Genomic DNA, 21402 nt, shown 5'->3' with positions numbered 1-21402 from the left:
CGATCGGCTGGCAAACTTGGCGACAAGTGGCATCTGGAGGAAGTTGTCGTCTCGATCAGAGGGCGCAAAAATTGGCTGTGGCGGGCGGTCGATCAGGACGGCTTCGTGCTGGACGTTCTGGTCCAATCCCGGCGCAACAAGAGGGCAGCTCTGCGCCTGATACGCAAGCTGCTAAAGCAGCAAGGCCAAGCCCCTATTTCGAGCCGATCCCGTTAACTTTACAGTGCCGAGCCGTCGAACCGGGCACGCCTTGGTGGCAATTGCTTCACATGAATTGCGGAGCGATCGTGGCAGTCTATCACGAAACGCTATAGCATCCTGAGCCAATAACAATTTGATCCTTACGCCGACGACCGTCATTTATCATGCACGAGGAGGACCATCCATGAATCAACATCTGTCCGGCGCCGTGGCGACCACCGAGGCCTCTGCGGCTGACACCCTGCTCGCGCAGCTTCAGGCCGCAGGCATCGATTTTCTCTTTGCGAATGGTGGCACGGATTTCCCTCCCCTCGTCGAGGCCTATTGCAAGGCAGAGGTAGAGGGGCGCGCGCTGCCCAAGCCTGTCGTGGTCCCGCACGAGAACACTGCCGTCGCGATGGCGCATGGCGTCTATCTGGCCACCGGGCGGATGCAGGCGGTCATGGTGCATGTGAACGTGGGCACCGCCAACACCATCAACGCCGTTCTCGGTGCCAGCCGTGAACAGGTGCCGATGCTGCTTATGGCGGGGCGCTCGCCGTTTTCCGAGAAGGGCCATCTCGGGACCCGCACGCGATACATTCATTGGGCGCAGGAAATGTTCGACCAAGCCGGAATGATCCGCGAGACGGTGAAGTGGGACTACGAGCTGCACCTTGCAGATCAGGTGCGCGATGTCGTCAACCGCGCACTCGAGGTGGCCGCTTCCTCTCCCCGGGGGCCGGTCTACCTGACGCTGCCGCGCGATGTGCTGGCCGCCGAGGATACGCGCAGCGAAGAGGCCATCGCCCCCCGCCCGCCGGTTGAGGCGCCGACCGTCCCCCGCGCCACGCTCGAGCGCATTGCAGCAATGTTGCAGGAGGCCGAACGCCCCCTGATCGTCACCGCGAACGCCGGGCGCGATGCCCGCGCCTTCCGCGCGCTCTCTGAACTGGCCGAACGCTATGCGGTGCCGGTGACGAGCTATCACCAGCGCTTCGTCTCGATTTCGTCCGAGCACCCGTTCGAGGCGGGCCACGATCCGATGCCCTGGGTGCGCGAGGCCGATTTCATCCTTGTGCTCGACTGCGATGTGCCCTGGGTGCCGCAGCTGGCAGAGCCGCCGGCAGGGGCTAAGATCGTGCATGTGGGCGAGGACCCGGTGTATGCGCGCTATCCAATGCGCAGTTTCCGCTCCGACATGTCGGTGGCCGGCCGCCCGGCGGATATGATCGAGGGGCTGCTGGACATCCTCGGGCCGACAATGCCCCGCGCCGAGACCCGCCGCGAAGCGCTGGCTGCGCGCATCGCAAAGGCCCGCGAGGACATCCGCGCCAAGGGGGCGCCGCAGGAGAGCCTGACGCCGGAATACATTAGCCGCGTGATTGGCGAGATCGCCCCGCCCGAGGCCGCCATCGTCAACGAATACCCCCTGCGGGTCGAACATTGCGTCCGGACTGAGCCGGGCAGTTACTTTGGTCTCTCGCCGGCGGGGGGCCTCGGCTGGGGTCTGGGCGCGGCGCTGGGGATCAAGCTGGCGCAGCCCGAGCGGGACGTGATCTGCACCATGGGCGACGGCGCCTATATCTTCACCAATCCCACCGCGAGCCATTGGGTGGCGCAGGCGCAGGGGCTGCCGGTGCTGACCATCATCTTTAACAATGCGCTGCACGGGGCGGTGCGCAACTCGACGCTCGCGATGTACCCCGAGGGACACTCGTCGCGCGGCGGCGGGCGGATGCTGGCCGACCTCAGCCCGACACCGGCCTTCGAAAGCCTTGCCGGGGCCGAGGGGCTGGGCCTGCGCGTCGAGACCGTCGATGACCTGCGTCCTGCGCTCGAAAAGGCACTGGCGGCGACCCGGGCGGGCCAGCAGGCGCTGGTAAATATCCTCTGCGACTACTGACGGAGGCAATCATGGCTAAATCCGCTTGGGGACCCGGGTCCCGCAGCGGTCGCGCGGCACAGATGACCTATGCCGCACCGACCTATGAATTCCTCGAGGAACGCGCCCGGCGCCGCGTTCCCAAGTTCGCCTTCGATTTTGTGCAGGGTGGCACCGGCGCCGACTGGGGCGTCGAGGTAAACCGCCGCGCGCTCGACGCCATCGAGATCGTCCCGCGCTACGGCGATTTGCGCAAGGCCGACACCAAGGCAAGATTGTTCGGGCGCGGCTACAGTGCCCCGATCGGCATCGCCCCCACGGGCATGGACGCGCTGATCTGGCCGGGGGCGACCATGTCGCTGGCGCGGGCCGCCAAGGCGGGAGAGATCCCCTATATCACCGGCACGCTGGCCAATTCCACGCTGGAGGAGGTGGCCAAAGTGGCTGGCGGCAATACATGGCTGCAGCTTTACGGCTTCCCGCGCGATGATCACCGCGTGACCTTCGACATGATCGCCCGCGCCAAGGCGGCGGGTGTGACGGCGATCGTCGCCACACTTGACGCGCCGGTGCGCGCCAAGCGCCCGCGCGATCTGCACAACCGGCTCGTCGTGCCGTTTCGCCCAACGCCGCGCACCGTCTGGGAGGTGGCGACCTCGCCGGCCTGGACTTTGGCGCTGCTGCGCCATGGCGCGTCGAAATTCGCCAACATCGACCGCTACGTCGACGGCAAGCCAACGCTCGATCGGGTGGCGGGCTTTGTCCAAAAGGAACTGATCGGCAGCTTCTCTTGGGAGGAGATCGCCCGAATGCGCAAGGCGTGGGACGGTGCGCTGATCGTCAAGGGCGTGCTGCATCCCGATGATGCCGCCGCAGCGGTGAACGCGGGTGCGGACGGCATCATTGTGTCGAACCATGGCGGGCGGCAGTCGGATGCGGCGCCCAGCCCCGCCGACGTGTTGCCTCGGATCCGCGACCGGGTGGATGGGAGGGCGACGCTTCTGTTCGACAGCGGCGTGCGCTCCGGGCTTGATGTGGCGCGGGCGTTGTCGCTTGGGGCCGAGGCAGCCTTCTGCGGTCGCGCCTTCTTATACGCGCTGGCAGCGCTGGGAGACGACGGCGGCAGCCATTTCGCCGGGCTGATCCGCGAAGAGTTTGCCGTCACCATGGCGCAGTCCGGGGCGTGGAGCGTTGCCGATCTGTCCAATGTCACAATCCGGCACCGCGATGCCTATGCAGCCTGATCCCGGCGCGCACCGCTTCTGGCGCTTCTCACTTGGCCGCTATGGCCAAGCGGAGATACCGCCGCTGTGTCTCGCGATCCAGGAAGAGACCGGCGCCGACGTGAATTTACTGCTCTTCGGGCTCTGGCTGGGGTCCGAGGGGCGGCGCATCAGTGCGGATGAGGCGGCGCGCTTTGCCGAAGCTGTCGCCGAATGGCACACCGAGGTCGTACGGCCGTTGCGGGAGGTGCGCCGACGGCTCAAGGGCTGGCAGGTCTGCCCGGACGGCCCGCGCGAAACGCTGCGCGCAGGAATCCAGAAATGGGAGATCGCGGCGGAAAGGCTTGAGCAGGACATGCTCTATGCGCTGTTCGAGGACCGGGTTTCCATGCATCCTGAAAGCTACGCCGCCGATCCAGACCCCGCCGCCGCGATGGCTGCCAATCTCGACAGGTTTTCAGCTCTTGCGCCTCAGGGCGCCGGAAAGGCTAAAACGCGCGCCGCGCTGGTGGCGCTCTGCCTCTGACGGCGCTGCTCAGGCGTCGTCTTTCCAGCGTTTGACCGTCCCGGTCTCGATGGCGAACATATCCATCACCCGGCCCAGCGTGTGGCCGACCATCTCGTCCAGCGTTTCGGGGCGTGCGTAGAAGGCCGGCACCGGCGGGGCTATGATCGCGCCGATCTCGGCGAGGGTGGTCAGCGTGCGCAGATGTCCCAGATGCAGCGGCGTCTCGCGCACCATCAGCACGAGGCGGCGGCGCTCTTTCAGAACCACGTCGGCGGCGCGGGTCAGCAGCGTCGAGGTGACGCCATTCGCGATCTCCGAGGCCGAGCGCACCGAACAGGGCGCGACGACCATGCCCAGCGTGTGGAATGACCCGCTGGAGATCGACGCACCGATATCCTCCTGCTTGTACCAGCGGTCGGCCAGCGCGTGGATGTCGGCGATCTTCCAGCAGGTTTCATGTGCGACGGTGATCTCGGCAGAGCGTGACATGACGAGATGCGTCTCGACCGGATGATCGCGCAGCATCTGCAGCAGCTTTATGCCGTAGATGACACCGGACGCACCGGAAATGCCGACAATCAGCCGGTTGTTCTTGGCCATGACACAGTCCTCCCGGAGCGCAGACTGCCAATCGGGAGCCCCGCCGGACAAGATCGTTGGCCTGATAGGGGGTATCGTGCTGCGCTATACCTTGGAGACATCGCCCTCAAGAGAGACAGATACGTCGTAGGAGAAGTCGATCATCCTCTCGCGCAGCTCACCGATCAGCAACTCTGCAGCCCGCGACAGCGGCCGGTCGGGCGCAGTGATGCACACCAGCCGCCGCGGAATCGTCGGGGTGATCGGATAGGCCTTCAGCTGCCCGGCACGTAGCGCGCGACTGACCGCAAGCGGCGGTAGCAGGGTGAAGAAATCTGAATGGGCGATGAAATCCTCGATCGGTTTGAGGTCATCGAACTCCATCCGCGGCTCGAGCGTGACGCCCGAGGCCATGGCGGCGTGATCCATGATCGCGCGCAAGCCGTGGCGTGGGGACGGGATCACCAGCTTGAGCGCGTTGAGGCTTTTGATGTCGACCGGCGTCGGCAGCGGCAGCGGGGTGCCTGCGGCCCCGATGAGCGCAAGGTCTTCGCAGATGATGTCGGTCATATGCTGGCGGCGGGCTTGGGTCGGCAAGTTGATCACGATGAGATCGAGCTGCCCCGAGCGCAGCAGCTCATTCAGTTCGTCGGTATAGCCCCCAGTCGCGCGCACGTGCACATCGGGATATTTCTGATGAAAGCCGAGCAGCGTGTCGACCAGCGCGTTGTTGGCCACCGATGTGACTACGCCGAGCGTGACGGTGCCCCGGATCTGCCCGTCATCCTCTTCGAGCTTTTGGCAGGCAGCGCGCAGATCGCGCAGCACGCCGCTGAACATCCGGTAGGCTTCGTCGCCCTGTTCCGTTGCCACCATGCCCTTTGGTGTGCGGACAAAGAGCTGGAGACCGAGTTCCTCTTCGAGCTTGGAAATCTGCTGGCTCAGGGCTGGTTGCACGACGTTGAGCCGCTGCGAGGCGCGGGTGACCGAACCCTCTTCGTAGACAACCGTGAAATATTGCAGCTGCCGCAGTTCCATTGTTGCGCTCCTCTCTGTTTCTGCCATTGGCCTCCTTTGGCATAGTGATGCGCTATACCTCCAATCATTCGATATTACTAGAATGTATCGCGGTCTCTTCGTAGCGTGCCTCTCAACGGGAGGATCAGAATGAACGCTTACGACGACAAGCGCGGTGTACACGCCGCTGCGGCCTCGCAAGCCCGCCGCGACATGGACCTGCGCGATTGGCTGATCCGCCTTCATGCAAGCGACCGGCTGGCCACCGCCAAGCCCGGCATGCCGCTGCGCTTCGGTGTCGCCGGGCTTGCCAACCGCCTCGACGGCAGCAAGGCGCTGGTCGCCCCGTCTCCTGAGGGAGCAGAGGGCGGCACGGTGATCTCGGGGCTGCTGTCGCGCCGCGAATGGATGGCCGAGGCGCTGGGGATAGCCCCCGAAGATCTGCTGTCCGAGTTTCAGGCCGCTGTCGCAAAGCCGCTTCCCTGGTGCGAGGTTCCGCGCGGGCGGTGCCAAGACGTCACCTACGAGGGCGACGCCGTCGACCTGACCCGGCTGCTGCCGATCCCAACCCACAACGAGCACGACAGCGGGCCCTATATCACTGCGGGTCTGATGATCTGCCGCGATCCGCGCACCGGCATCCAGAACGTCTCGATCCACCGGCTGCAGGTTTCCGGCCCGCGCGAACTTGGCGCTCTGCTGCTGCCGCGCCATACGCTGAGCTACTTTGCCGCCGCCGAGGAGGCGGGCGAGGATCTCGAGGTCGCCGTGGTTGTCGGCGCGTCGCCCGCCTGTCTTTTGGCGTCGCAGGCGATCGTTCCGATCCACGTGGATGAACTGGAGATCGCCGGAGCGCTTGGCGGCGCGCCGCTGGACGTGGTGCGCTGCATCGGCAAGAACATTTTCGTGCCGGCGCAGAGCGAGATCATCATCGAGGGCCGGCTGCTGGCCAACACCATGCGTCCCGAGGGGCCCTTTGGCGAGTTCCCGCAGTACTACGGCCCACGCGCGGACCGCCACGTTATCGAGATCGACGCGGTGACCACGCGCCGTCAGCCGCTGTTCCACACCATCGTCGGCGGCGGACTGGAACATCTTATCCTTGGCGGCATACCGCGCGAGGCGACGATCCTCAACACCATGCAGGGCATGTTCCCGAGCGTCACAAATGTGCACCTCGCGCCCGGCGGCACCTACCGGTATCACCTCTATGTCCAGTTGGCGCCGCGTCAACCAGGTGAAGCAAAGAACGTCATCATGGCCGCGTTCGCTGCCCACTATGACATCAAGCATGTGGTGGTGGTGAACAAGGACGTCGATATCTATAACGCCGAGATGGTCGAATGGGCTGTTGCTACGCGCTTTCAGGCTGACCGCGATTTGGTGGTGATTGGCGGCACGCAGGGATCCAAACTCGACCCCTCCACCGATGAGGGCTACGGCGCCAAGATGGGGCTTGATGCCACAGTGCCGCTCGACGCACCGGAGTTCAGTTTCAAGCGCATAAGCGTGCCCGGTGAGGCAGATATTGACCTCGACGCGGTGCTCGACGACAGCGTGCCTGAATGGGATGTCTGCGATGACTGATCTGCTCTCTCCAGAGCACGAGAACCGGCTTGCCACCGCGCCGCGCGGTGCGCTGCAGCTGGCCGAGATCACCGCTTTCGCGGTGTCGGTGCCGCTGCCAGACCATGCGCAGGTTACGCTTGGCGTCGGGCGCACGATCAAGCGCGACGCGGTTGTGGTGCGGGTGCGCAGCGCCGACGGGCTCACCGGCTGGGGCGAGGCGCATCACGGTCGCGCGCCGACCGCCATCGCGGCGATGATCAACGACACGCTGGCCGAAGGGCTGGTGAGCATGGATGGCGGCGACGTGGTCGCGCTCAACCGGCACATGGCCCGCGCGCTGCAGCTAACGCAGGGCAGCTCTGGCGCCGCCGCGCTGGCGATCTCGGGCATCGACATGGCGCTCTGGGACTTGCGCGCCCGCGCCGCAGGCTGGCCGCTCTGCCGGCTGCTTGGGGGCGCGCCGAAGCCGATAGCGGCCTATGCTGGGGGGGTCGCGCTGGGGTGGGATGATCCCGAGGCGCTGGCCGAGGAGGCCCGTGGGCTTGTGGCTCGGGGATACCGCGCCATCAAGCAGCGCATCGGCGATAGTCCACAGCGTGACCTCGCCCGGCTGCGCGCGCTGCGCGACGCGCTCGGCCCCGAGGTCGCCATCATGTGCGACGCCAACTCGCTCTACAGCCCGCGTGACGTGCGGCAGGTCATGACGCATCTGTCGGATCTCGGCATCCGCTGGCTGGAAGAACCGTTCATGCCGCAAGAGAGCCGCCGCTACGCCGATGCCGCGCGCTACGCCACCGTGCCTCTTGCAGCCGGAGAGAACCTTTTTTCACGTCAGGAATTCGCGCAGCTTATCGCCGCGGGTTCGGTGACAGAGATCCAGCCCGACCTGTCGAAGGCCGGGGGCATCACCGAGGGTCTGCGCATCGCCGGCATGGCGCTGGCGCACGGGCTTGATGTGCATCCACATGCCTCGATGACGGCGCTCAATGCCGCCGCGACGCTGCATTTCCTGTCCGCCATCGAGGGGGGCGGCTGGCTGGAGGCCGATGTCTCGCGTTTCAACCCGCTGCGCGATGCGCTGGTGTCGGGGGCGCCGGAGATCGGGGCGGACGGCTGCTTCCGTGCCGGCGATGCGCCGGGGCTCGGCGTCGAGGTCGACGAGGATTTCATAAGGGAACACCCGTCAATTCCGGGCTCTGCCTATCGACGGGATTGAGCAGAACACCGTCCTCGGACCGGTCAATGTCCGAGATTTCAAGGGAGGAAATCATGAAATTCAATCGCAGAACGATCATCGCAGGTGGCGCGGCCATGATGGTCGGCAGCCTCGCGGGCGTGCCGCTGAGCGCGACCACGTCGCCGGTCAGCCTGAAGATCGCGTCGTTCAATGTCGGTGGTAGCTGGTATATTTATGCCACTGCCATCGCCGAGCTGGTGCAGGAAAACCTGCCCGACGGCTCGCGCGTCGAGGTGCTGCCCTATCAGGGCGGTGTCGGCAATCCGATCCTTGTGAACCGGGGCGAGGCCGACATGGGCCTGAGCTTTTCGGCACTGTCCAACTGGGCCTATAACGGTAAGGTCGTGTTCGACGAGACGGCGCCGGATATCCGGGCGCTGTTCGGCGGTCTGAACCGTCCGCACCGGCTTGGCATCGTCGTGCGTACCGACTCGGGGATCGACTCGCTTGCCGATCTCAAGACCACCGGCGCGCGTCTTGTCACCGTGCAGCGCGGCGGCGCCGGCGAGGCACTGGCACGCATGGCGCTGGAGGCCTACGGCCTTGACTACGAGGCCGTGCAAAAGACCGGTGGCCGGGTCTCCAACGTCGATCTGCCTGTGGCCATCCAGCAGATGCGCGACGGTCAGGCCGACGTCTTCATTCACAATATCGGCTACCGTCAGCCCGACGTGATGGAGCTGGCGCTTGGCGGCAAGGTCAAGTTCATCGCGCTTGGCGACGAGCAGATGCAGGCGCTTGCGGATCAGTACGGGCTGCAGCCGGGCCTTGCGATCGAGGTGGGCGAGTTCGAAGGCGTGACCGAGGATGTGCCGTCGGTCGGCTATCCCACCGGCGTGATCGCCAATGCTGCGATGGAGGACGACGTGGCCTATGCCATCGTCAAGGCCGTCTGCGAAAACCCCGAGCGCATCCGCGAGGCCCATGCCTCGCTGGCCACCTTTGATCCGGCCAAGGCGGGCGAGGCGCTGCGCAACGGCAATGTGCCCCTGCACCCCGGCGCGCAACGCTACTTCGAAGGGACCGGTCTGGCCAACTGATCCCGAACATACCGCTGCGCGCGTTCGGGGAGGAACGGCGCGCGCAGCGGACCACCGACACCAGGGGAGGAGCCTGCATGAGACGTCAATTCCTGAAAGGCCTGATGGCCGCCGTTGCAGTGCCGTCCGCGCTGCGTGCACAAGGGCTGTCCGATACGGTTCAGCTTCGCATGGCAAGCTTCAACGTCGGCTCAAGCTGGTACGTCTACGCCGTCGCGATCGCCGACGCCGTGAAGAAGGCCTTTCCCGAAGGCACGGGTTTCGAGGTGCTCGCCTATCAGGGGGGCATCGGCAACCCACACATCGTCCACAATGGCGATGCGGATCTCGCGCTGAGCTTCGCCGCCCTGTCGAATTGGGCTCACGCGGGCCGTCTTGGCTTTGCCGAGCCAATGACCGATTTGCGCGGCCTTGTCGGCAACCTTGCCGCGCCGCACCGTCTGGCCATCGTCGCTCGCCGCGACGCGCGCGTGGGCAGCCTTGCCGAGATCGCCGAGGGCAGGCCCGTGCGGCTGGTCACGACCGCGCGCGGCTCCGCCGGAGAACTGCTGGCGCGGCTCGCGCTCGAGGCCTACGGGCTTGATTACGCTGCGGTCGAGGCCGCAGGCGGGCGCGTCACCCATATAGACCTGCCGGTGGCCATCCAGCAGATGCGCGATGGGCAGGCCGACCTGCTGATCCACAATGTTGGTTTCAAGCACCCCGCCGTGCTGGAGCTGTCGCTTGGCGGCGCGGTTGATTTTCTCGAGATGGGGGCCGAACAGCGCGCCTTCATCGCCGAAACATATGGTCTCAGCGACGGGCTCAGCATCGACGCCGGGGAATACGAAGGCGTCGACAGCGCCATCGCATCGGTCGGCTATCCCACCTCCGTCATCGTCTCGAAACGCATGTCGGTGGATGTGGCCTACGCGCTCACCCGGGCGATCTGCGAGGGCGCAGAGACCCTGAGATCCGCACATCCGGGACTGGCGGAGTTCGATCCGGCCCGCGCCGCGAGCACGGCGGGCAACGGAGGCCTGCAGCTGCATCCTGGCGCAGAACGCTACTACCGCGAGGCCGGGCTGCTGTAAGCCCGCCGATCGCACCCATCAGAAATGAGGGCAGCCCGGGGCTGCCGGAGGACCGTCAATGGACAAGGCATTGAATACAGCCATGCGCGCGATCGCTCTCGCGATCACGATGCTGCAACTCTACAGCGTGGTGATGCAGCCATTGCCGCTGCACATGCACTACATCCTGATCCTGGGCGCGATCTGCCTGCTTGTATTCGGGCGCAACGTCGAGCCGCGCACCACGACGGGGCTTGCCATCGACCTTGCCTGGGTCGCGGTGACGCTGGCCTGGGTCATCTACCTGACCGCCAACCACGAGCGCTACATCACGCGCATCGCCTTTGTCGACCGTCCGACTCAATGGGACGTCGTCGCGGGCATGGCGCTTCTGGTCACGCTGCTCGAGGCGACGCGCCGGGTCGCGGGCATGGGGCTGTTCGTCATTGCCAGCCTGTTCGTCGCCTATGGCTTTCTCGGCCAGTACCTACCCACCGGCATCGGCCACTCGGGCATGACCATGTCGCGCTTTGTCGATATCGAGGTGCTTTCCAACAACGGCATCTTCGGTATCCCGATCGGTGCGGTGGTGTCCTACATTTTCTATTTCATCCTCTTCGCCACCTTCCTTGAACTTTCTGGCGGCGGGCAGCTGTTCATCGACCTGGCCTTTGCGCTCACCGGACGCACCCGTGGCGGCCCGGCCAAGAGCGCGGTCATCGCTTCGGGGCTGATGGGGTCGATCAATGGCTCGGCAGTGGCCAACGTGGTCGGGACCGGCACCTTCACCATCCCGCTCATGCGCCGCTTCGGCTACAAGCCGCATTTCTCGGCGGCGGTCGAGGCGGCCTCGTCCACTGGCGGGCAGCTGATGCCGCCGATCATGGGGGCTGCGGCCTTCGTGATGGTCGAGCTGACCGGCCTCGACTACGTCACCATCCTTTCGGGTGCGGCCATTCCGGCGCTGCTCTACTACCTTGCGATACTCTTCGCGGTCGACCTGACGGCCAAGAAGGACGGTCTGCGCGGCATCCCCAGGGGCGAGCTGCCCGACATCCGCAAGGGCATCTTCCGCCGCCTGCACCTGCTGGCCCCGCTGGTCGTGCTGGTGGACATGATGATCAATGGTTCGTCCCTGATGATGTCGGCGATCTATGCCTTTGTCGCCGCCATCGCCGCGAGTATGATCACCAAGGAAACCCGCATCGGGCCGATGGCCATGCTCAGAGGGCTGGAACAATCGGCCTATGCGATCATCGTCGTGGCGATCCCCTGCGCCACCGCCGGGCTGATCATCGGAATCATCGTGCAGACCGGGATCGGCCTCAAGTTCACCAGCTTCGTGCTGTCGCTTGCGGACGGGTCCATGCTGCTGTCGCTGCTGGCGGTGATGGTCGCCTGCATCATCCTCGGGATGGGGATGCCCACGGTGTCGGCCTATATCATGGTGGCGATCCTGATGGCGCCGGCCCTGTCGCAGCTGGGGATCTACGTGCTGTCGATCCACCTCTTCATCCTGTATTTCGCGCTGCTCAGCTTTGTCACGCCACCCGTGGCGCTGGCCTCCTACGCAGCGGCGGCGCTGGCCAAGACGGACAGCACCAAGACCGGCCTCACCGCGTTCAAGCTGACGCTGCCCGGGTTCATCGTACCTTTCGCCTTCGTCTACAACCCGGCGCTGGTGATGAACGGGGCATGGTACGAGATCGCGCTTGTCAGCGTCTCGTCGATGCTGGGGGTCTATGCCCTCGCAGGCTCGGTGGTCGGGATGCACCTGCGCCGCAGCACCCGGATCGAGCGGCTGGTCGCGTTTTCCGCAGCGGTGATGCTGATCGTGCCGTACCTGCTCACGGACCTTGTCGGCCTCGCTGTCTTCGGCGGCCTGCTGGTGATCCAGTCGCGCCGTCCCGAGGACGTGGTCGTCGACAGCCGCGCCTACAAGCAGGCGCCCACTCTGCCCAAGGAAGGACTACAAGTTGTCAAATGATCTGAGCCATCCCCGCTACGCCGCCACGCACAGCATCGCCGGCCAGCCCGTCGATGCCGGCAGCGAGGCGCTGTCGGTGAACCCCGCCACCGGCGAGATCGTCGGCCGCTTCCCCGCGGGGGGGCGTGCCGAGGCCGAGGCGGCCATCGCCGCCGCCCGGCGGGCCTTCGACACCACGCTCTGGCCGCAGGCGCCGCGGCTGCGACAGATGGTCCTGCTTCGCTGGGCTGATGCGATGGAGCGCGACACCGAGGCTCTGGCCGAGCTGCTCACGCGGACCAACGGCAAGCCGCTGGTGCAGGCGCGCGGCGAAATCGGCGCCGCCATCTCGGAGATCCGCTATTATGCGGGTCTCTGCCGGCACAACCCTGGCCACTCGCTGGAAGTGGCGCCGGGCGAGATTTCGGTGATGATGCGCGAACCTTCGGGCGTCGCGTCGCTGATCATCCCGTGGAACGCACCCGCCGTGCTGCTGATCCGGTCGCTGGCACCCGCGCTGGCGGTCGGCTGCACCACGATCACCAAGCCCGCGCCGCAGACCGCGCTGTTCACCGCGCGCTGCATGGCGCCGTTGATCGCCGATCCCGAGGTACCCGCCGGCGTCGTCAACCTTCTTTTCGAGACCGGCCACGAGATCGCCGAGCTGATGACCACCCACGAGGATGTGGACGTGGTGAGCTTCACCGGCTCCAACCTGGTGGGCCAGCGCATCATGGCCGCCGCCGCGCCGACCATGAAGAAGCTCTCGCTCGAGCTGGGGGGCAAGTCCTGCTGCCTCGTTATGGAGGATGCCGACGTTGCCGCGATCGCGCCGAAACTGGCCGCTGCCGCGCTGATCATCTCGGGCCAGCAATGCACCGCCGCGCGCCGGGTTCTGGTGCATGAACGGCATTACGACACGATGAAATCGGCGCTGTCGCAGGCGCTTGCCGCAGAAACCATCGGCAACGGTCTGGATGCCGGTGTCACCATGGGGCCGCTAATCGACGCAGGGTCGCGCGACCGGGTCTGGACCGAGATCGAGGCCACCTTCGATGCCGTCGACGAGGTTGTCCTGCGTGGTGCTGTTGGGCAGGGCCCTCAGGGCAGCGCCTTCATGACGCCGTCGCTTGTGGCCCATCGCGACGACAACGCCGGCTTCGTGCAGGAAGAGATCTTCGGCCCGCTGCTGGTGCTGGAGTCCTTCGGCTCGGAGGCGGAGGCCGTCGCCAAGGCCAACAACACGGTCTACGGCCTGTCGGCCTCGGTCTGGACCCGCCAGACCGACACCGCCTGGCGGCTGGCCCGCGCGCTGCGCAACGGCACGGTTTGGATCAACGACCACAACAAGCTCTTTGCCGAGGCCGAAACCGGCGGCTACCGCCGCTCGGGGCTGGGGCGCCTGCACGGCCATGACGCGCTGCTGGATTTCTGCGAACTCAAGCATGTCTATCAGGACGTGGGCGTGATCGGAGCGGCCTGAGCATGACGGTACGACCCAACCCCCTCCGCTCGCCCGAGCGGGTCGAAGACGCGGCATTGCTGACCGGACGCGCGCAGTTCATGGACGATCTGCCCGAGCCGGGAAACTGCCTGCATCTCGCGATCCTGCGCGCATCCGAGGCTCATGCGCTGATCACCGCGCTGGACACCGCGGCCGCCCGCGCCCTGCCGGGTGTGGTGGCGGTACTGACCGGCGCGGATGTGGCGGCGCTGACACGCCCGCTCATGGTGGGCGTGCGCTTGCCGATGGAGTGCTGGCCCATCGCGCAGGACCGGGTCCGCTATGTCGGCGAGCCGGTAGTGCTGGTGGTGGCGCGCTCGCGCTACATCGCCGAGGACGCACTGGCGGTCATCGACGTGCACTACGACAAGCTGCCAGCTGTCGTTGCCCCCCGCGATGCGCTCGGCGGCGCGACGGTGCTGCACGACAGCGTCGGCAGCAACCTCGTCTCCGAGCGGAGCTATCGCTACGGCGATCCCGAGGCCGCCTTTGCGGAGGCCGCGCACCGGGTCGAGATTTCGGTCAGCTACCCGCGCAATGCGGTGACGCCCATCGAGTGCTATGGGCTCATCGCGGCCTATGACCCGTTTGAGCAGGCGTTCGACGTCACGGCGAATTTTCAGGGCCCGTTCTCGATCCATTCGGTGATCGCCCGCGCGCTTCAGGTGCCGGGCAACCGGCTGCGCCTGCGCACGCCGCCCGCCTCTGGCGGCAGCTACGGGGTCAAGCAGGGGATCTTCCCTTATATCGTGCTGGCCTCCGTGGCCGCGCGCGTCGCCGGCGCGCCGGTCAAATGGGTCGAGGACCGGCTCGAACATCTCACCGCCTCGGTCTCCGCCACCAACCGCGAAACCACGCTGGCCGCGGCGGTGGATGCCCATGGCCGGGTCACGGCGCTCGACTGGGACCAGCTTGAAGACGTGGGCGCCTATATCCGTGCGCCCGAACCCGCGACGCTCTACCGGATGCATGGCAACATGTGCGGCGCCTATGACATCCAGAATCTCAGCATCCGCAACCGCGTGGTGGTGACGAACAAGACCCCGACGGGCCTTGTGCGCGGCTTTGGCGGGCCGCAGGTCTATTTCGCGCTGGAACGGCTGATGCAGAGAATCGCCGCGACGCTGGATCTGGACCCGCTCGACGTGATCGCGCGCAACCTGATCCCGGCCGATGCGTTTCCCTACCGCACCGCCTCGGGCGCGCTTTATGACAGCGGCGATTACCAGCAGGCGCTGGAGATCGGGCGCCGCGATGCAGGGCTTGCCGAGCTGCTCGACCGCCGCAAAGCGGCGCAGGCCGAGGGCCGGCTCTACGGTGTGGGCTATGCCGTGGTGGTCGAGCCGTCGGTGTCCAACATGGGCTATGTCTCGACCGTTCTGACCAGGGAGGAACGTGCGAAATCCGGCCCCAAGAACGGCGCGCAGGCGACCGCGACCATCGCGCTCGATCCGCTGGGGTCGGTCAGCGTGCATGTCGCCTCGGCGCCGCAGGGTCAGGGGCACCGTACCGTGCTGGCCGGTGTCGTCGGCGAGGTGCTGGGCCTTCCGGCAGAGGCGGTGCAGGTGCGCACCGATCTCGACACCGGCAAGGATGCCTGGTCCATTGCGTCGGGCAACTATTCCTCGCGGTTTGCCGCCGCCGTCGCGGGCACCGGCAAGCTGGCGGCGACGCGCATGCGCGTCCGTCTGGCCGCCATCGCCGCACCGCTTCTGGGCGTGTCCCCGGACGAGGTGCAATTCGCCGACGGCATGGTATCCGCCAAGGGCGCCAAACCCATCCCCTTTGCCCGGCTCGCGGCGACAAGCCACTGGGCGCCGGGCACCGTGCCCGACGGCGCTGAGCAGGCTCTGCGCGAAACCGTCTACTGGACACCGCCGCAGCTCGAGGCGCCGGACGAGGCCGACCGGGTGAACAGCTCGCTCTGTCACGGGTTCATCTTCGACTTCTGCGGGGTCGAGATCGACCGGCTGACCGGTGCCCTGCGCATCGACCGTTATGTGACCGTGCACGACTGCGGACGCATCCTGCATCAGGGCATGGTAGACGGCCAGATCCGGGGCGGCTATGCCAATGCCATCGGCGCGGCTCTCTACGAGGAATATGCCTATAACTCGGGCGGCGCCTTCCTGACCGGCACCTTCGCGGATTACCTAGTGCCCACCGTGGCCGAGGTGCCCGCGCCCGAGATCCACCACCTCGAGACCCCGTCGCCCTTCACGCCACTCGGCGCCAAGGGGGTGGGCGAGGGCAATTGCATGTCGACGCCGGTTTGTCTCGCCAACGCCGCCTCCGATGCGCTGGGGGCGGGGATCCTGACCCTGCCGATGACCCCCGCGCGGCTGCGCGCCGTCTTTACGGATGATGAAGCGGCGGCGCCCGAAGGAATGAAACCCGCCGCCGCTACATCGGGGCGGGGGCTCAGCGGTGCGGGGGAGGTCGAGATCGACGCCCCCCGACAGACGGTCTGGAACACGCTGCTCGATCCCGAGACGCTGGAGCGCATTGTGCCCGGCTGCCATGCGGTGAAGAAGATCACCGACACGCATTTCCGCGCCGACGTCACGCTGGGCGTGGGGCCGGTGAAGGGGCGCTACACCGTCGACGTCAAGCTCAGCGACCTTGTGGAGCCGCAGTGCGCCACGCTTTCGGGCGGCGCGCGCGGGGCACTCGGATCGGGCGAGGGCGCGGGCCGGGTGATGCTGGAAGAAACCCCCGGAGGCGGCACCCGCATGCGCTATGACTACGAGGCGCAGGTGGGCGGCAAGGTCGCTGCCGTGGGCGGGCGCATGCTCGACGGTGCCGCCAAAGTGGTGATCGGCCAGTTCTTCCGCGCGCTGGCCTCCCAGACCGGCGGCGGTCCGGCGAAATCCGGTCTGTTCGACTGGCTCATGTTCTGGAGGCGCTCATGAAACCGGCCCCCTTCGACTACATCCGCGCCGAGACCTGCGAGGAGGCACTGGCCGCCCTCTCCGAGCATGGCGATGCGGCACGCATTCTGGCCGGCGGGCAGTCCCTGCTGCCGATGCTCAACATGCGGCTGGCGACGCCGTCGATCCTGGTCGACACCTCCCGGCTGGGGCGCAGCGCGCAGATCCGCGCACAGGGCGACAGCGTCGAGATCGAGGCGGGTGTCAGTCAGGCGCGGCTGCTCGGCTGGAGCGGCCTTGCCGAGGCGCTGCCCCTCTTCGCCAAGGCCCTGCCCTGGGTCGGCCATGCCCAGACCCGCGCCCGCGGCACCGTCTGCGGCTCGGTCGCCCATGCCGATCCCTCGGCCGAGATCCCGCTTTGCCTCGCGGTGCTCGGAGGCGAGATCGTGCTGTCGACCCGTCGCAAGTCGCGGCGGGTGGGCAGCGGCGATTTCCACATCGGCATGATGATGACCGGCCGTCGCAACGACGAGATGCTGACCGCGCTGCGCCTGCCGCAGGCCCGGCCCGGCGAAGGCTACGGCTTTGCCGAATATGGCCGGCGTCACGGCGATTTCGCCGTGGTCGCCTGCGCCGCAAAGGTTACCGCGGACAGCATCACTCTCGGCGTCGGGGGCGTGGGAGACACGCCCGTCGTGATGCACTGGGACGCCCTTGCGGGCAGTGCGCTCGACGATGCCCTGAACGCCTGCGCCTGGAGCCTTGGTGCCCGCGACGACGTGCAAGCCGATGCGCGGATGCGCCGCGATCTGGTGCGTGGCCTCGGGCGGCGTGCCATCGACACCGCACGGCAGGGGATTGCAGAATGACCCGACTGAACAAGAACGAAACCACGCTCATCCGCCTGACTCTGAACGGGCGCGAGGTCGAGGGCAGGGCCAGCCCGCGCCTGCTCCTCAGCGACTTCCTGCGCCACGAGTTGGGCGCCACCGGCACCCATGTGGGGTGCGAGCATGGCGTCTGTGGGGCCTGTACGGTGCGCGTCGACGGTGTCATGGCGCGGTCTTGCCTGATGCTGGCGATACAGGCGGAAGGCGCCGAGATCGACACGGTCGAGGGGCTCTCTCCTGCGCCAGACCAGCTGTCGGTTCTGCAGGCCGCCTTCCGCCGCCACCATGCCCTGCAATGCGGCTTCTGTACCGCCGGCATCCTGATGTCGCTCGATACTCTTCTGCGCGACGAGCCCGAGGCCAACCGCGACCGCATCGAGGATGTCGTGGGCGGTCATCTGTGCCGGTGTACCGGCTACGCCCCGATCATTGCCGCCGCGCTCGAGGCGGCGGAGGAACTCAGAGGAGGAGTACATGTTTGATCTCGCGACCAGTTTTCAGGCCAGCGTCGAGCGCGACGGTAGCCGCATCGCCATCGTGGATGGCGACACGCGGCTGAGCTATGTCGACTGGTCAGGCCGCATCGGCGCGCTGGCCGGCTGGTTGACAGCACAGGGGATCGGCCGCGGTGACCATGTGGTCACGGCGCTGCAGAACAGTTGGGAGGCGGCGACCCTGCACTGGGCCTGTCAATTCACCGGCGCCATCGTTACACCGATCAACTGGCGCGCCACCTCCGAGGAATTGGGCTACGTCCTGTCCGATAGCGCCGCCCGACTGCTGCTGTGTGAGCCGGTGTCGGAGTCGGGGGCGCAGGAAGCGGCCGCGGCGGCGGGTATCACCTGCTTCGATATCGAAGTGTTGGACATCGCCGCCATGCCCGCAGCGCCGCTGCCAAGAACCGCGTCCGGCCCCGAGGATATCTCGCTGATGCTCTACACCTCGGGCACAACCGGCAGGCCAAAGGGGGTGCCGCGTCGGCACCGCGCCGAGCGCGCCGCGGCGGTGGCGCATGTGGCGCAGAACACCTACCGCCACGGGGAGGTCACGCTCGGGGTCATGCCGCTCTATCATACGATGGGCGTGCGCTCGCTGCTGGCGATGAGCCTTATCGGCGGCAGCTTCATCTGCCTGCGCCGCTTTGACGTGGCCGAGGCGTTGCGGCTGATCGCCACCGAAGGGGTGAGTTGCCTCTATCTGGTGCCGACGCTTTATCACGCCATGCTGGAGTCTCCCGAGTTGCCGAAGACCGACATTAGTTCGGTGCGGCTGCTCGGCTTCGCCGGGGCGTCGATGTCGGACGGGCTGCTGAAGCGGCTGGAACAGACCTTTCAGCCAGACCTTTTCGTCAACCACTACGGCTCATCCGAGGTCTATACCTTCACCATCCACCAGAACGCGCCGTCGAAGCCCGGCTCGGCGGGCCGCGCCGCGCTCAACCAGCGCATCCGCATCGTCGATCCGGCTGCAAAGGATCCCGACGCACTCTGCCCGGCGGGGCAGGAGGGCGAGATCATTGCCGATCTGGCTGGCGACGAGGCCTTCGAAGGCTACTGGAACCGCCCGGACGGTGACGCCAAGTCGCTGCACGGCGGCTGGTATTTCACCGGCGACATGGGGCGCTTCGATGCCGATGGCGATCTCTTCGTCACCGGGCGCACGGATGACATGATCATCACCGGTGGCGAGAACGTCTCGCCCGTCGAGGTCGAAAGCTACCTGTCGCTGCTCGACGGGATCGGCGATGTCGCTGTGGTCGGGCTGCTGGACGAGCGCTGGGGCCAGATCGTCGCCGCTTTCGTCGAACCCACGCCCGGCATGACCGCCGAGCGGATCGAGGCACATGCCCGCGCCGGGCTGCCCAGCCACAAGCGGCCGCGCCGTATCGTATTTGTCACCGAACTTCCCAAATCTCCCGTCGGCAAGCTGCTGCGCCGCAAGCTCGTCGCGGGAGACTACACCAAGACCGAGACCTGCCCAGAGTCGCAGGCCAGCTAAACACATCGCAAGGAGAAACCCCATGAACCAGCAATTCAGCGACCTGTCCGGCACGAGCTTTGACGGCTTCACCGTCGAGGTAGACGAGGCACGCCAGCGTGGCGACATCATTCTTGACCGCGGCGAGTACAACACGATCTCGATGGGCCAGCGCGACGAGCTGCGCGCCGCCTTCGAAGCGCTTGACGCGGATCCGCGCGTGCGTGTCATCGTCCTGCGCGCCATCGGCGAGCATTTCTCGTCGGGCGGGTACATCAAGGGCTTCCTCGAGGCGAGCCCCGAGCACGTCTCGAAGCTGGCGGACAACATCGCCGCGCCCGCGCGCTGCGAGAAGCCGGTGATCGTGGCGAACCGCGGCTACACCTTCGGCGTGGGTTTCGAGATTTCGCTTGCCTGCGATTTCCGCCTCGTGACCCCGACGACGCGCTATGCACTCCCCGAGCAGAAGCTGGGCCAGATCCCCGGATCGGGCGGCTCTGCGCGTCTGCAGAAGATCGTCGGCATCACCCGAACCAAGGATATCGTAATGCGCTCGCGTCGGATTTCCGGTGAAGAGGCCCACGACTGGGGCATCGCCACCGAAATCCATCCTGATGACCAGCTCGAGGCGGCTACCGACAAGCTGGCGCAGGAGCTTCTGGCCTTCTCGCCGATCGCGCAGCGCACCGCGAAGAAGATGCTGAACCAGACCGAGGATTGCCACCTGCAGACCGCCATCGAGATCGAGGGCTACAACTACTCGCGCTTGCGCCAGTCTGATGACTTCCGCGAAGGCGTGTTGGCTTTCCACGAGAAACGCGCGCCGAAGTTCGGCGGCAGCTGACCTATGTGTTCAGTCCCGGCATTTGGTGGATCGGGTTCAAGATGAATCTGTCCGGCTCTGAAGTCCAGATCTTGCAGATGTACTCGTAAGGTGTGAGCCCGTTGAGGGTCTTGAGCCGTCGCGCGAAGTTGTATGCTGCCATGAAGTCCGTGAGGTGCATTCGCAGCTGATCATGGCTGTCGTAGTGGAAGCGTTTGACGGTGGCCTCCTTGATCGTTCGGTCTATCCGTTCGACCTGTCCATTGGTCCAGGGATGGTTGGGCTTGGTCAGCCGGTGCTCAATCCCGTTGGCCTCACAGATCATGTCGAAACGCATGGGCCGAGAATAAGCAGTGTTCCGGTTCCTAGGCTGCTCAGCGAACTGAATACCGTTGTCAGTGAGGACGGTGTGAACCTGATATGGCACGGCTTCGAGCATGTGTTGCAGGAACTCCCAGGCCGTCTTCCTGTCAGTCTTCCCGACGAGCTGGGTCACGGCAAACTTGCTCGTGCGGTCGATGCCAACGAACAGGAAGAGCTTTCCTTCAGCAGTCTGCACTTCGGCGATGTCTATGTGGAAGAAGCCGATCGGGTAGCGTTTGAACTTCGACCGCTCCGGCCTGTCGCCCTCGACGTCAGGCAGGCGTGAGATGCCATGCCGCTGTAGACAGCGGTGTAGCGCTGAGCGTGTCAGGTGCGGGATGGACGGCTGAAGGGCATAGAGGCAGTCATCAAGCGGCAGCAGCGTGTGGCGCCGAAACGCGACGATGGCCGCCTCCTCAGCCTCCGTGAGGACCGTTGAGCGTGGCTCCTTTGGCCCTGTCTTGAGATCATCGACCGTCTGCCGTTTACGCCACTTCGCAACCGTCTTTGGATTGATCCCCAGCTCCCGGCTCAGCGTCGCGAGCGAAGCTTGCGATCGCTGTATTGCTGCTCTGACGGCGTGCGTGCCCTCTCGGCAGATTTGCTTTGCAATTCGCCTGCCGGGGGACAGTACGTGGCGCTTCCGTGGCGAACTTGTCCCACAAGGCATCCTTCCATTCCTGCGAAAGGATCACACCATTAAACCGTGGGATCAAACA

General features: G+C 66.0%; 17 protein-coding genes and 1 pseudogene. 15 read left to right on the top strand and 3 right to left on the bottom strand.

The window, feature by feature from the left end; translation table 11 throughout:
* From AB9K34_RS00680 to AB9K34_RS00665, 4 genes and pseudogenes are all read left to right on the top strand, one after another.
* Positions 1-195: pseudogene (locus AB9K34_RS00680) on the top strand (DDE-type integrase/transposase/recombinase); the annotation flags it as partial.
* A 190-nt stretch (positions 196-385) separates the two neighbouring features.
* Positions 386-2086, top strand: a complete 1701-nt coding sequence (locus AB9K34_RS00675; protein ID WP_369952562.1) for a thiamine pyrophosphate-requiring protein — start codon at positions 386-388, stop codon at positions 2084-2086.
* A gap of 11 nt (positions 2087-2097) precedes the next feature.
* Positions 2098-3309: an alpha-hydroxy-acid oxidizing protein gene (locus AB9K34_RS00670; RefSeq protein WP_369952561.1), complete on the top strand. Its 1212-nt coding sequence runs from the start codon at positions 2098-2100 to the stop codon at positions 3307-3309.
* The gene (locus AB9K34_RS00665; protein ID WP_369952560.1) at positions 3293-3814 is read left to right on the top strand and encodes a TIGR02444 family protein; all 522 of its coding nucleotides are present in this window, start codon (positions 3293-3295) and stop codon (positions 3812-3814) included. Before AB9K34_RS00670 ends, AB9K34_RS00665 begins: the two co-directional genes overlap by 17 nt.
* Before the next feature lie 9 nt (positions 3815-3823).
* Here AB9K34_RS00665 and AB9K34_RS00660 read toward each other — a convergent pair whose 3' ends face one another.
* Together AB9K34_RS00660 and AB9K34_RS00655 are read right to left on the bottom strand one after the other, a co-directional pair.
* Positions 3824-4396: a UbiX family flavin prenyltransferase gene (locus AB9K34_RS00660; RefSeq protein ID WP_369952559.1), complete on the bottom strand. Its 573-nt coding sequence runs from the start codon at positions 4394-4396 to the stop codon at positions 3824-3826.
* An 84-nt stretch (positions 4397-4480) separates the two neighbouring features.
* Positions 4481-5413, bottom strand: a complete 933-nt coding sequence (locus AB9K34_RS00655; RefSeq protein ID WP_369952558.1) for a LysR family transcriptional regulator — start codon at positions 5411-5413, stop codon at positions 4481-4483.
* 129 nt (positions 5414-5542) lie between these two features.
* Between AB9K34_RS00655 and AB9K34_RS00650 the strand changes: the two genes are divergently transcribed.
* The 11 genes from AB9K34_RS00650 (at position 5543) to AB9K34_RS00600 (ending at position 20341) form a co-directional block, all read left to right on the top strand.
* Entirely contained in the window at positions 5543-6979 is a 1437-nt protein-coding gene (locus AB9K34_RS00650; protein WP_369952557.1) for a UbiD family decarboxylase, read from the top strand.
* Positions 6972-8177 (top strand): mandelate racemase/muconate lactonizing enzyme family protein, encoded by a 1206-nt coding sequence (locus AB9K34_RS00645; protein WP_369952556.1) that lies wholly within the window; start codon positions 6972-6974, stop codon positions 8175-8177. The genes AB9K34_RS00650 and AB9K34_RS00645 overlap by 8 nt, the downstream gene beginning before the upstream one ends.
* Before the next feature lie 53 nt (positions 8178-8230).
* A complete protein-coding gene (locus AB9K34_RS00640; RefSeq protein ID WP_369952555.1) occupies positions 8231-9238 on the top strand; it encodes a TAXI family TRAP transporter solute-binding subunit in 1008 nt (335 codons plus the stop codon).
* A 77-nt stretch (positions 9239-9315) separates the two neighbouring features.
* A complete protein-coding gene (locus AB9K34_RS00635; RefSeq protein ID WP_369952554.1) occupies positions 9316-10311 on the top strand; it encodes a TAXI family TRAP transporter solute-binding subunit in 996 nt (331 codons plus the stop codon).
* A 58-nt stretch (positions 10312-10369) separates the two neighbouring features.
* Positions 10370-12277: a TRAP transporter permease gene (locus tag AB9K34_RS00630; RefSeq protein ID WP_369952553.1), complete on the top strand. Its 1908-nt coding sequence runs from the start codon at positions 10370-10372 to the stop codon at positions 12275-12277.
* On the top strand, positions 12267-13739 hold the full coding sequence (locus AB9K34_RS00625) for an aldehyde dehydrogenase family protein (RefSeq protein WP_369952552.1): 1473 nt from the start codon (positions 12267-12269) through the stop codon (positions 13737-13739). Before AB9K34_RS00630 ends, AB9K34_RS00625 begins: the two co-directional genes overlap by 11 nt.
* Positions 13740-13741: 2 nt before the next feature.
* Positions 13742-16672 (top strand): molybdopterin cofactor-binding domain-containing protein, encoded by a 2931-nt coding sequence (locus AB9K34_RS00620; protein WP_369952551.1) that lies wholly within the window; start codon positions 13742-13744, stop codon positions 16670-16672.
* Positions 16669-17499 (top strand): xanthine dehydrogenase family protein subunit M, encoded by an 831-nt coding sequence (locus AB9K34_RS00615; RefSeq protein WP_369952550.1) that lies wholly within the window; start codon positions 16669-16671, stop codon positions 17497-17499. Before AB9K34_RS00620 ends, AB9K34_RS00615 begins: the two co-directional genes overlap by 4 nt.
* On the top strand, positions 17496-18002 hold the full coding sequence (locus AB9K34_RS00610; RefSeq protein WP_369952549.1) for a (2Fe-2S)-binding protein: 507 nt from the start codon (positions 17496-17498) through the stop codon (positions 18000-18002). Before AB9K34_RS00615 ends, AB9K34_RS00610 begins: the two co-directional genes overlap by 4 nt.
* The gene (locus AB9K34_RS00605) at positions 17995-19518 is read left to right on the top strand and encodes an AMP-binding protein (protein ID WP_369952548.1); all 1524 of its coding nucleotides are present in this window, start codon (positions 17995-17997) and stop codon (positions 19516-19518) included. Before AB9K34_RS00610 ends, AB9K34_RS00605 begins: the two co-directional genes overlap by 8 nt.
* A 22-nt stretch (positions 19519-19540) precedes the next feature.
* Positions 19541-20341, top strand: coding sequence for an enoyl-CoA hydratase/isomerase family protein (locus AB9K34_RS00600; RefSeq protein WP_369952547.1), 801 nt, complete (start codon positions 19541-19543; stop codon positions 20339-20341).
* A gap of 1 nt (position 20342) precedes the next feature.
* Here AB9K34_RS00600 and AB9K34_RS00595 read toward each other — a convergent pair whose 3' ends face one another.
* Positions 20343-21353 carry an IS481 family transposase gene (locus tag AB9K34_RS00595; RefSeq protein WP_369952546.1) on the bottom strand — a complete coding sequence of 337 codons (1011 nt, stop codon included), beginning with the start codon at positions 21351-21353 and terminating at the stop codon, positions 20343-20345.
* Positions 21354-21402: the final 49 nt, after the last annotated feature.

This window comes from Sedimentitalea sp. XS_ASV28 (assembly GCF_041224545.1).
Classification (GTDB): Bacteria; Pseudomonadota; Alphaproteobacteria; order Rhodobacterales; family Rhodobacteraceae; genus Sedimentitalea.
Note: the sequence above shows the minus strand (reverse complement) of the source record. Positions and strands in the feature narration are given on the sequence as shown.